Origin of the sequence: Gilliamella sp. Gris1-4, from assembly GCF_001690335.1 — a bacterium.
GTDB classification, from domain to species: domain Bacteria; phylum Pseudomonadota; class Gammaproteobacteria; order Enterobacterales; family Orbaceae; genus Gilliamella; species Gilliamella apicola_P.
In genome coordinates this window covers 22,363-34,389 of the sequence record NZ_LZHA01000078.1, presented here as the reverse complement: position 1 = coordinate 34,389, position 12,027 = coordinate 22,363, and the positions used below count along the sequence as shown (strand labels likewise).

Genomic DNA, 12,027 nt, shown 5'->3' with positions numbered 1-12,027 from the left:
TAGCAACAACACCTGCACCAACAGTACGACCACCTTCACGAATCGCAAAACGTAAGCCGTCTGCCATTGCGATTGGGTGAATTAATGATACTGTCATTTTGATGTTATCACCAGGCATTACCATTTCTACGCCTTCTGGTAATTCGATAGTACCAGTTACGTCAGTTGTACGGAAGTAGAACTGTGGACGGTAACCTTTGAAGAATGGAGTGTGACGACCACCTTCATCTTTGCTTAAGATATACACTTCTGATTCGAAATCAGTATGTGGTGTGATTGAACCTGGTTTTGCAAGTACTTGACCACGTTCGATTTCTTCACGTTTTGTACCTCGTAGTAATACACCAACGTTTTCACCTGCACGGCCTTCGTCAAGTAATTTACGGAACATTTCAACACCAGTACAAGTTGTTTTAGCAGTTGGTTTGATACCAACAATTTCAACTTCTTCACCAACTTTGATTACACCGCGTTCAACACGACCAGTTACTACTGTACCACGTCCTGAAATTGAGAATACGTCTTCAATTGGTAATAGGAATGGTTTGTCGATATCACGCTCTGGTTCTGGAATGTAGCTATCTAATGCTTCTGCTAATTCAACAATTTTGTCTTCCCATGCTGCATCGCCTTCTAACGCTTTAAGCGCAGAACCACGAATTACTGGTGTATCATCACCAGGGAAATCATATTGAGATAGAAGTTCACGTACTTCCATTTCAACTAATTCTAATAACTCTTCGTCATCAACCATATCACATTTATTTAAGAATACGATGATGTAAGGAACACCTACTTGACGACCTAAAAGGATGTGTTCACGAGTTTGTGGCATAGGACCATCTGTCGCTGCTACTACTAAGATAGCACCGTCCATTTGTGCCGCACCAGTGATCATGTTTTTAACATAGTCAGCATGGCCTGGACAGTCTACGTGTGCATAGTGACGAGTTGGTGTATCATATTCAACGTGTGAAGTGTTGATGGTGATACCACGTGCTTTTTCTTCTGGTGCGTTATCGATTTGATCGAATGCACGAGCTTGACCGCCGTATTTTTTAGCAAGTACAGCAGTAATTGCAGCTGTTAAAGTTGTTTTACCGTGGTCAACGTGGCCGATTGTACCAACGTTAACGTGGGGTTTTGTACGTTCAAATTTTTCTTTAGACATTTATCGTCCCTCAAATGTAATACAAATCGGTGGTGAATCACCACATTAACCAAGTATCATATTTAATATCAACATAATACTAACTTAAAATTAGCTCTGAATGATAACAGATAAAGTTACCGAGTGACAAGCTCTAAAGCAGGCAAATTTGATATTTTTAGAAGTTTAGGAGATTAACAAGAATGGTGCTGATAGGCAGATTTGAACTGCCGACCTCACCCTTACCAAGGGTGCGCTCTACCAACTGAGCTATATCAGCAATTGGAGCGGGCAGCGGGAATCGAACCCGCATCATCAGCTTGGAAGGCTGAGGTAATAGCCATTATACGATGCCCGCATGTTCAAACTCGGCTACCTAAATGCTTCAATTAGCTATTGCTAACATTAGATGATGGTGGTGGGGGAAGGATTCGAACCTTCGAAGTGTGACACGGCAGATTTACAGTCTGCTCCCTTTGGCCGCTCGGGAACCCCACCCCGAATCTTTATAAATTTGTCTACTTAGGAAAATGGTGCCGGCTGCCGGAATCGAACTGGCGACCTACTGATTACAAGTCAGTTGCTCTACCTACTGAGCTAAGCCGGCCTAAGTGCTGCGCATTATGAACTAGAACATTTAACCTTGCAAGCAAAAAAAACAAATTTTATTTTGTTTGCTTAAAAATAAATCAAAAACATAAAAAAACCCTGAAATATATGCTTATTTCAGGGTTTTATTCAGTTCAAAATAAACTTAATGTTATTTCTTTTTAACTACTTTCTTTTTGGTTGTTCCTGCACCTTTAGCTGCTGTATGTACAGCTACATCTTCGCTAACATCACCCTTATCTTGATATGCACGACCATAATAAGTATCAAGAAGGATCTGTTTTAGCTCCGCAATTAGAGGATAACGTGGATTTGCACCAGTACATTGATCATCAAAAGCATCAACTGCAAGCTGATCAACTTGAGCCAAGAAGGTCTTTTCATCCACACCAAATTCTTTAATAGAAAATGGAATATCAAGATCTTTTCTAAGTTGATCTAACCAACCAATTAATTTCTCGACTTTCTTCTCATCATTATCCGTAGTGGCGGTTAGACCTAAATGATCAGCAATTTCGGCATAACGGCTAACTGCTTTAGGATAACCATATTGGCTAAATGTACCTTGTTTAGTCGGTTTGTCGGTTGCATTAAAGCGCACAACATTACTAATTAACATCGCATTAGCAACACCATGAGGAATATGGAAGGCTGCACCAATTTTATGAGCTATTGAGTGACAAACACCAAGGAATGCTTGAGCAAAAGCAACACCAGCTAACGTTGCAGCACTATGCACTTTTTCTCGAGCAATAGGATTTTTAGCCCCTTCTCTATAACTTGCAGGTAAATAAGCTTTAAGTATGCTTAGCGCTTGTAACGCTTGCCCATCAGAAAACTCACTTGCCATAACTGATACATAAGCTTCTAAAGCATGCGTTACGGCATCATATCCTCCAGCCGCACAAAGTGAGCGAGGCATATTCATCACTAAGTTTGCATCAACTATTGCCATATTAGGCGTAATAGCATAATCCGCTAATGGATATTTTTGACCTGTTGCATCATCAGTAACAACGGCAAATGGAGTTACTTCAGAGCCTGTACCTGATGTGGTTGTTACACAAATTAATTTTGCTTTTTGCCCCATATTTGGGAAGTGGCAAGCACGTTTACGAATATCCATAAAACGTAATGCTAGTTCTTCGAATTTAGTTTCTGGGTGCTCATATAAAACCCACATGATTTTAGCAGCATCCATTGGTGAACCACCACCCAACGCAATAATTGTATCCGGTTGGAATGCTTGCATTGAATCAGTACCCTTACGCACGACACTTAATGTTGGATCTGCTTCAACATCAAAGAAAGTTTCACAAATAACACCTTGTGCTTCTAATTGATCGGTGATTTGTTTTGAGTAACCGTTATTAAATAGGAATTTATCTGTTACCAAAAATACACGTTTTGCACCTTGCTCAACCACTTCACTTAAAGCTACTGGTAATGAGCCACGTTTAAAATAGATAGAACTTGGTAGTTTGTGCCATAACATATTTTCTGCTCTCTTAGCGATTGTTTTCTTATTGATTAAGTGCTTCGGTCCAACATTTTCAGATACCGAGTTACCACCCCAAGAACCACATCCTAATGTTAAAGATGGCGCTAAATCAAAATTATACAAATCACCAATACCACCATGAGCCGCCGGTTGATTTATTAAAATACGGCAAGTTTTCATTTTACTACCAAAATAAGCAATACGTTCACGATTGCTATCTTGATCAGTATAAAGGACCGAAGTGTGCCCCATCCCACCCATTTCAACCAATTTTTCTGCTTTATCAACAGCTTCAGAGAAATCTTTAGCCTTGAACATAGCAAGCGTTGGAGAAAGTTTTTCGTGGGCAAACGGTTCAGATAAATCAACTTTACTTACTTCGCCAACAAGTACTTTCGAACCAGCTGGAACTTTAAGACCGGCCATTTCAGCAATTTTAGTTGCTGGCTGACCAACAATATTGGCATTTAAGGCGCCTTTGTCATTTAAAATAATACCTTGTATTGCTTTAGTTTCTTTAGCATTTAAGACATATGCACCATATTGAGATAATAAACGACGTACTTCATCATAGACAGAATCAACAACAATAATTGCTTGTTCTGATGCACAGATCATCCCGTTATCAAATGTCTTAGACATAAGTACTGAGGCAACAGCACGTTTCAAATCAGCTGTTTCATCTATAACAACTGGTGTATTACCTGCTCCAACGCCTAACGCAGGTTTACCTGAACTATAAGCTGCTTTTACCATACCTGGTCCACCGGTTGCTAAAATAGCAGACACATCATCGTGGTGCATTAATGCATTTGATAATTCGATAGATGGCTCGTCAATCCAACCAATAATATCTTTTGGTGCACCTGCTTTAATTGCGGCATCTAAAACAATTCGAGCAGCTTCAATGGTTGATTTTTTGGCACGAGGGTGTGGAGAGAAGACAATTGCATTGCGAGTTTTTAAACTAATTAATGATTTAAAAATCGCTGTTGAAGTTGGGTTAGTTGTTGGAACAATTCCACAAATAATACCAAGTGGCTCTGCTATAGTAATAGTACCGAATGGTTCATTTTCAGCAACGACTCCACAAGTCTTATCGTGACGATATTTATTTAAAATATACTCAGCGGCGAAAAGGTTTTTTATAACCTTATCTTCGACAATTCCCATTCCTGACTCTGCAACAGCTTGTTGCGCAAGTGGAATACGTGCAGCAGCGGCGGCTGTCGCAGCGGCTACAAAGATTTTGTCTACTTGTTCTTGAGTATAAGTTGAATAAGTTTCCTGTGCTTTTTTGACTCGAGCCATTAACTCATTTAACTCATTCATGTTAGTTACTGCCATAGATTTCTCCTTGAAATTAAAAAATAAATCTGGATCGCTTGGCGTCTTCCTTGAAACTATTTAATGCTTAAGCATAATGACAAAACGAAATTGACGTTATCGTAAATCAGATTTTTACTTTATACAATAATATATTGAATAAAAAAAAGCATGTTACTAAAAGCAACTGATTTTTTTATGCATTTAATCAGTAAAAAAGAAATAGATATAAAACAAAGGCAATCACTTCTACTCAAAAAGTGGTTATCATTAATAGAATTTGCTATGGAAGAAAAAAGGCTAGTTTTAAAAATTATATGTTACACAATTTATTTAGCACATAACTAACCGCCACAAAACCAAAAGTAGCTGTAACTGTTGTAATTGCACCAAACCCTGACTCACAGTCCATTTTTTTTGGTCCATCTGCTTCGCTTTTTGTTAAACACACTTTTCCATTTTTAGAAGGGTATGTTAATTGCTCAGTCGAAAATACACAAGGAATGCCGTATTTACCTTTACTATCTTTATTTAATTTATAATTATGCTTTAGTTTCTCTCGTAACTTCGCTACCAATGGATCTTGAATTGTCTTGGCTAAATCTGAAATTTTAATTTGGGTTGGATCTTTTTGCCCACCAGCTCCACCAATGGTAATCACTTTCAATTTTTGTCGCTTACAATATGCAAGTACAGCCGCTTTATCGTATACACTATCAATTGCTTCAATAATATAGTTATAATGGGGAGATTGCTTTGTTCCTAAATATTCGCCAACATTATCCGCATTAATAAAATCATCAATTTCATTTACGATACATTCAGGATTAATTTGTAAAATACGTTCAGCCATAACCGAGGTTTTAGGTTTGCCAATATTGGATTTTAAAGCATGAATTTGGCGATTTGTATTTGTTACACAAACATCATCCATATCAATTAGGGTAATTTGACCTATACCGCTACGCACTAGCGATTCAGCAACCCAAGAACCTACACCACCAATACCAATTACACAAATATGCGCTTGCGAAAAACATTGCAAAGCTGACTCACCATAAAGCCTAGCTATACCGCTGAAACGTTGAAAATAAGATTCTTTATTCATCAATAATTAATAATAGTGTTTTATACTAAAACACTTTCTCTCCTGAAACTTTTTTACAAATTATAACTGTAATATTCTTTGTATAAAGAATTTATCAATAAGTATTAGAGATATTATACCTTTCATGAATAAAAAACCAAATTAATAACTCATCATAAAAATGAACTACATCATCCCGATGATGAGCAATCAGTAGGATATTATTTGTCATTAATTGTATTCGTTTGAATTATTAGTTTTTTCTACAATAAACATTGTTAACTATGATTACTTAAGAGGAAAAATGAATGCGAAAACCCAAAAAGCTACTTAATAATCCAAATAATGTAAGGCAAGAAGTTATGCAGGGGTTGATTTATGCCTATCAGGGAAAATTAACTGCAATTTCAGATTATTGCGCCGTTTATGGCAATCATATTGCCAACGATCAAGTTGTCATTGTCTCGGGCGGTGGCAGTGGACATGAACCAACCTTTGCTGGATTCATTGGTAATGGTGGTATTGATGGCTGTGCTCTTGGTGAGGTTTTCACATCACCATCACCAGATCAAATCATTGAAGTAACCAAAACTATAGAAAAAGGGAAAGGTGTACTATTTTTATATGGCAACTATTCTGGAGACGGAATGAATTTTGATATTTCAGCTGAAATACTAGCTGAAAATAATATTATTACTAAAACAATTCGCGCTACTGATGATATTGCTTCAGCACCACTATCAAAAATTTCTGATCGTCGAGGTGTTGCGGGTATTATGTTTTTGTACAAAATTGCTGGTGCTGCGGCACAATTTGAAAAATACGATCTTGAAAGCCTTTATCAAGTAGTATCAAAAGCCAACAACAACGTTCGTACTATAGGGGTAGCATTAGATGGATGCGCATTACCTCAGTCAAATAAATTCAATTTTGAATTAAAAGATAACGAAATTGAAATTGGTATCGGCATCCATGGTGAAGCTGGGTTACGCCGGCAAGAAACAACATCATCTGATGAGGTTGTCAAGGATATGATAAATCGCCTTTGTGATGATTTGCCTTTCAAAAACGGCGACTGTGTGTGTACTAATTAACAATTTGGGCGCACTTAGTAACACCGAGCTTCTCATCATAACACGTAAAGTAGGTATTGAACTTGATACTCGAGGCATAATCAGCCACGATGTTGTTGTTGGTCATTTTTGTACATCACTTGAAATGTCCGGCTTTTCAATTACCTTAATAAAGTTAGATCAAGAACTACAACATCTTTATGATTTACCTTGCAAAACACTAGGATGGAGAAAATAAAATGAATTTATCACAAGTTCGCAAAATGATGTTATTCACTGCCGAAAAAATGGTTGAAAGCGAACCAACATTAACATCTTTAGATCAAATTGTGGGAGATGGTGACCACGGCATTGGTATGAAACGGGGATTCGCTGCGATCATTGTGTTACTACAAGATGAAAAATTTCAACCAACTAACATAGGTGATTTTTTTATTCAAATTGGCACAAAATTAATGACAAGTATGGGCGGTGCTTCAGGGGCAATTTTTGGTACTTTATTTAGAGCAGGAGGAAAAAGTATTACTGGAATCACAGAATTTGATTCAAGTGCACTATCAAAACTACTTAATGAAGGTTGGCAGGCGGTCTATCAACGTGGCAACGCTAAACCAGGGGATAAGACTATGGTTGATGCCTTAGCCGCTAGTGCAACAACGGCAAGTCAATTAACATCTTCGAAGTTAATGGATGCGCTACCTAAAATAGCACAATCGGCTATGGAAGGCGCAGAAAAAACGAAACAAATGATCGCTGTATTTGGTCGAGCTAAAAGTTTAGGTGAACGAGCAATTGGTCATATGGATCCTGGTTCGGTTTCAATGGCATATATTTTGAAATTCATGAATGAATATATTCAAACCCAATAAAAAAAGATCCGCCGATGATATCGGCGGATTTATTATAAAGATATAGATAAAATAAAGTTACAAATAATATTAAAAATGTCTAATAACTTAAACAACATCTAGCACATTTAAAATAAAAACCTTTCGTTTACTCACTATTTTTCAATTAACACATTAAAATTAATAGACTAAAAATTATTTTTAAACTTAATTTGCGAAGGATACGCCCAGCTTTGTAACTCATCTGAAGAGAATCCTCCGGGATCTTTGCCACCATTAATAAGCAGAGAGTGATAGTAAATTTCAGCCATTTCTTCAATATAAGCGGCTTTTAATACAGCTTCATAAGGGTCTTTATCTACAGCAATAGCACCATGTTTTTCCATCAGAATCGCATCAGCTCTTTTTATCGGTCCTATAACGCTATTTGAAAGTTCTGGAGTTCCTGGTCTTCCATAGGGTGCAACAGGAATAACTCCATCTTTTAAATTAATAATTGTACATTCATAAACAACAGCGGGAATAGGTCTAGCTAATACAGCAAATGAAGTTGCAAAAATAGAATGAGTATGCGAAATAGCAAAAATATCTGGGCGAGCTTTATAAATCTCAAGATGCATTAAACATTCACTCGTTGGTCTCAATCCAGAATCAGCTTCAATAACATTTGCATCAAGATCCATCACAACAATATCCCGAATTGTTAACAACTTTTTATCAATTGTTGTTGGCGTAACAAATACATACCCTGTTTCTTTATCACGAACACTAGAATTACCGGCTTTATGTTTACACAATCCCCACTCACTCGATTTTTTAGCCATATCGACCACATATTGTTTTTGTGTTTCTAACATTTTATAACTCCTATTTTGACAAAATATTTCATTGATAATTGGCAAACAATTCCCAGATTTCATTGCTATTTTTGGCATTTCGTATGCGAGTTGCGCCGTCATTTAATTCTAATAATTCATTTAATTGGGCAAGTGCTTTAAGATGTTTTTGTGGATTATTCGTTGCTAAAACAACAATTAAATAAGCCTTCATATAACCACAAATATTAATTTTTTCAGATAATTTAAGTAGAGACATAGAAACTTTATTCACACCATCATCAATACCAGCATGAGCAATAATTAAGCCATTAACCAACATAATATAAGGTTGTTCGTATTGAATTTTGTTAACCATTCTTTCAAGATAATAACTTTCTATGGATTGGTTATTTAATAGTGGTTGAGCAGCTAATGCCAATGCCTCTTGCCATGTTATATCAACCTTTTCTGTAATATTGATATGTTCTTTTTGCATTAAATCGGCTAATAAGGGAACTTCCTGTTGTGCTATTCGTACCGGGTTATCATTCACTTCATCGTTATAAAGATATGCAGTTAATTCCTTTTGTAAGGCTTTTTGATCTTTGATATTGGTGTATTTTTCAATAATTAACATAAGTTCTTCTACTTGAATTATGCTCGGATCAATACCTTGTAAAGCACCTATCACTTGATTTCGAAAGGCATTTTTATGGGAATTATTAAGTAAAGGATTGACAATAAATAACAATTTATCGGTAGATAAATATGAGGTAGAAAAAACAATATCGTAATAGTGATTATATTTTTCAAATTCACGTTTAGACATGGCATCAGAAAAATGTAATTCGGGGAGCAAAACTTGTAAAGTCAAATAAAGATAAGTTGAAACAGTTGCACTATTTTCACAAACAAAAATAGCTATCTTTTTAGTTTTAGTTTTAATTTGATTGATCAAACCTTCTCGAGTTAACCAACCACCAAATAATACAGTAATAAAAGCAACTTCTTCATCTGGCATATTACAATGTAAAATTTTTTCAAAAGGGGAAATCGCTTTTCTAACCATTTCATGTAAATGACCAAACTCTTGTAATACGATGCTATATACACTATTAATATTGGTAATGTGATAACGAATACGATAATAAGCTGGTTTCCAATGCTGATATATACGTTCAATCAGTTCACTTTTATCTTGGAAAGCTATACAACTGATCTGTTCAAAATTATTAATAACTTCAACGACACTTTCTAACAATACTGCATCTAAATGAAAATATTTATCAGATATTGTTTGTATATTGGAACTTTGAACTAATACCATTAAAAAAATTTGTTCATTAAGATCTGTAATACCGAATTTTTCGATCAGCTTTTTCAATAATTGAAAATCACGACTATTGGCAGCTTCAGCATAATTTTCAGGTAAACGTTTAATTTTTTTATCTGTTTCTATTCGCTGTAGTATAAAACAAATAAAATAAGTCAACTCTTGTAACTGCTCATCAGTAAAAACAATTTTCAATTTTCTTTCTATTTCACTAAAAACCTGTCCTACTTGTTCTAAGTGCCCTTGGGTAATAATCTCATTTTCTCTAAAAATTTTATCAGCTATTGGCATACTGATAATTCTACGAATTAATTTTAGTAACAAATAACGTTTGTCGATTTCATCACCGATGATACAATATCCATTCTCACGGTCATAGTTGATTTGTAAATGATATTGAACAATCATTGCTTGTACTTTTTTAATATCATTTATAACTGTATTTTGGCTGACAGTAAGAGACGAAGAAAGATGTATTAATGACAACCTTTCTGTTCTAATTAACAAGAAAAACAGAAGCAAATGAATACGTTCATCTTCTGAATAAATATAACGTCCAATAGCAAGAGATACAGGTTCATCCCTAAATGTTTCGATCACTAATTTTGGAACACTAAATTTACCAGTCTTAAATCGTCTAATTAACCCAAGATTAGATGATTCAAGGAGATCATTAATTTTCTTAACGGTGTAACTAAGCTGTTTACGGGTTAGCCCAAATTCAGATTGAAGTTCAACTCCACTAATGTTTGGATTATGAATTAATGCTTTTAATACAGCATGAATCCGCTTATCGACAACCATATAACAATTACCTTATTGTTCGTTGTCTGATGGTAATTAACATTACCATCAGATTTACTGCAAATTATGTTCAACGAATACTTTAACTTTCTTTTATTTATTATTTTTTCTACTACATCTTGTATGACTTCTTTGCGTAGTTCACGTGCATAAAAGAAATAACCCACACACCAATAAACAGTAAAAATCAATGGTACAAAATAGCCTTGCAAACATTGCCAAATAAATGAAAAAGCATAGGTAAAAACAGGTGCATCGATAGAACTATTTGAAATTAACTGATTAGATGGAATGTCAATAGCTTTAGTAGCTAATCCCAAATCGGTAATAATCGGTGCAAATTGAGTTCCAACAAATAAAAAGAATGGCACTCCAATAATGGCCAAAATTACCATCCTCAATGTGTTTCCTTTAGTTAGGATATAAGCAGGAACAATAAGAGCAACATTAATAATACTAGCAAAAGGCAGAATTTTGTTACCAGGTAAAATAACAGCCCAAATTAAGGTAAAAGGAATAGCAACTATTACTGTAAACCAAATCTCGCTTGAACCACCCATAAATGGCCAATCCAAACCAACAAATAATTTACGACCAGCAAAACGTTTATTCATATAATCACTAATTGCCTCAGAAATCGGCGATAGTGCTTGCATAAATAACTTAGAGATCATTGGAAATAACATAAGAGCAGTAGCAGCTTGTACCCCAAGCATTAAAATTGCTGCAACATCATAACCAGCAATAATCCCAAAAGTCACTCCTAATAAAAATCCAATAACATGATTTTCAGCAAATACGCCAATCTTTGAGCGTAATGTTGCTGCATCCATCGGTTTATTTAAAATAGGTATTTTGCGTAGCAATAGATCAAAAGGATAATAAATTGCACTGAAAAACAACATTCTATGAGTACAAGTTACACCAGGAATACCTGTTAATTTTTCGATTCGATGTTGATTAATATCACCAGAATTAAGTTCTAGTATGATCTGCAAAGTAGCAATAATAAAAGCAACAGCTAAAGCCATAACAGAACCTAAAATTGGAGTAGTTACAGCAACAACAATAAAAGCTGTAAAAATTTTCCCCCACACATTCCATAAGTCAGCGTTAAAAGTATCGGTCTTTTTTAAGACTAGCATTAAAATATTGACTCCTACTTGCAAAGGAAACATAAGAAAAGCATACGGCCATGCCCAAGATACATTTGCCATAGTAGTCCAGCCGCCATCAACAATGCTAAGTTCAATACCTGTTCGTTCCATCATGGTCTGCGCTGCTGAACCAATAGCGCCAACCATAAATCCAATCAACATACTCATACCGACAAAAGCAACACCTAAAGTAATAGCAGCGGAAGCCCCATCTCTAAATTTCATACGCACAATTAAACCAGCAATTAGCATAATAAATGGTACAAAAACCGGTGCGCCCAAGTTCAAAATATAATTTATAATTGTTCCTAGAAACTCCAT

At 35.6% G+C, this 12,027-nt stretch carries 7 protein-coding genes, 4 tRNA genes and 1 pseudogene; 2 read left to right on the top strand and 10 right to left on the bottom strand.

Annotated features, from left to right (window positions below):
* The 7 genes from tuf to tcdA all read right to left on the bottom strand — a co-directional run.
* Positions 1-1,171 (bottom strand): elongation factor Tu (gene tuf, locus A9G31_RS09540; protein ID WP_065561435.1); only part of this gene is annotated, 1,171 nt, incomplete at its 3' end.
* Positions 1,172-1,354: 183 nt separating this feature from the next.
* Positions 1,355-1,430 (bottom strand) — tRNA-Thr (locus tag A9G31_RS09535).
* A 3-nt stretch (positions 1,431-1,433) separates the two neighbouring features.
* Positions 1,434-1,508 (bottom strand) — tRNA-Gly (locus A9G31_RS09530).
* A gap of 55 nt (positions 1,509-1,563) precedes the next feature.
* Positions 1,564-1,648: transfer RNA gene (locus tag A9G31_RS09525), tRNA-Tyr, on the bottom strand.
* Positions 1,649-1,681: 33 nt separating this feature from the next.
* Positions 1,682-1,757: transfer RNA gene (locus tag A9G31_RS09520), tRNA-Thr, on the bottom strand.
* 153 nt (positions 1,758-1,910) lie between these two features.
* Positions 1,911-4,607 carry a bifunctional acetaldehyde-CoA/alcohol dehydrogenase gene (adhE, locus tag A9G31_RS09515; protein ID WP_065561434.1) on the bottom strand — a complete coding sequence of 899 codons (2,697 nt, stop codon included), beginning with the start codon at positions 4,605-4,607 and terminating at the stop codon, positions 1,911-1,913.
* A gap of 292 nt (positions 4,608-4,899) precedes the next feature.
* Positions 4,900-5,694, bottom strand: coding sequence for a tRNA cyclic N6-threonylcarbamoyladenosine(37) synthase TcdA (tcdA, locus tag A9G31_RS09510; protein ID WP_065561433.1), 795 nt, complete (start codon positions 5,692-5,694; stop codon positions 4,900-4,902).
* 287 nt (positions 5,695-5,981) lie between these two features.
* On the opposite strand from tcdA, the pseudogene A9G31_RS09505 reads away from it, so the two are divergent.
* Positions 5,982-6,984, top strand: a pseudogene (locus A9G31_RS09505) (dihydroxyacetone kinase subunit DhaK).
* A 1-nt stretch (position 6,985) separates the two neighbouring features.
* On the top strand, positions 6,986-7,615 hold the full coding sequence (dhaL, locus tag A9G31_RS09500; protein ID WP_065561432.1) for a dihydroxyacetone kinase subunit DhaL: 630 nt from the start codon (positions 6,986-6,988) through the stop codon (positions 7,613-7,615).
* Between the two features lie 167 nt (positions 7,616-7,782).
* Here the strand turns inward: dhaL and A9G31_RS09495 are convergent, their stop codons facing one another.
* Genes A9G31_RS09495 through A9G31_RS09485 form a run of 3 tightly spaced genes read right to left on the bottom strand, consistent with a single transcriptional unit; the run spans position 7,783 to position 12,027 of the window.
* The gene (locus A9G31_RS09495; RefSeq protein ID WP_065561431.1) at positions 7,783-8,451 is read right to left on the bottom strand and encodes a class II aldolase/adducin family protein; all 669 of its coding nucleotides are present in this window, start codon (positions 8,449-8,451) and stop codon (positions 7,783-7,785) included.
* A 28-nt stretch (positions 8,452-8,479) separates the two neighbouring features.
* Positions 8,480-10,549, bottom strand: a complete 2,070-nt coding sequence (locus tag A9G31_RS09490; protein WP_065561430.1) for a BglG family transcription antiterminator — start codon at positions 10,547-10,549, stop codon at positions 8,480-8,482.
* The gene (locus tag A9G31_RS09485; protein WP_081299400.1) at positions 10,516-12,027 is read right to left on the bottom strand and encodes a PTS galactitol transporter subunit IIC; all 1,512 of its coding nucleotides are present in this window, start codon (positions 12,025-12,027) and stop codon (positions 10,516-10,518) included. The genes A9G31_RS09490 and A9G31_RS09485 overlap by 34 nt, the downstream gene beginning before the upstream one ends.

Excerpts from the sequence above, each read along its gene's own strand:
- adhE (WP_065561434.1), bottom strand. The coding sequence starts at position 4,607 with ATGGCAGTAACTAACATGAATGAGTTAAATGAGTTAATGGCTCGAGTC.
- tcdA (WP_065561433.1), bottom strand. The coding sequence starts at position 5,694 with ATGAATAAAGAATCTTATTTTCAACGTTTCAGCGGTATAGCTAGGCTT.
- dhaL (WP_065561432.1), top strand. The coding sequence starts at position 6,986 with ATGAATTTATCACAAGTTCGCAAAATGATGTTATTCACTGCCGAAAAA.
- A9G31_RS09495 (WP_065561431.1), bottom strand. The coding sequence starts at position 8,451 with ATGTTAGAAACACAAAAACAATATGTGGTCGATATGGCTAAAAAATCG.
- A9G31_RS09490 (WP_065561430.1), bottom strand. The coding sequence starts at position 10,549 with ATGGTTGTCGATAAGCGGATTCATGCTGTATTAAAAGCATTAATTCAT.
- A9G31_RS09485 (WP_081299400.1), bottom strand. The coding sequence starts at position 12,027 with ATGGAGTTTCTAGGAACAATTATAAATTATATTTTGAACTTGGGCGCA.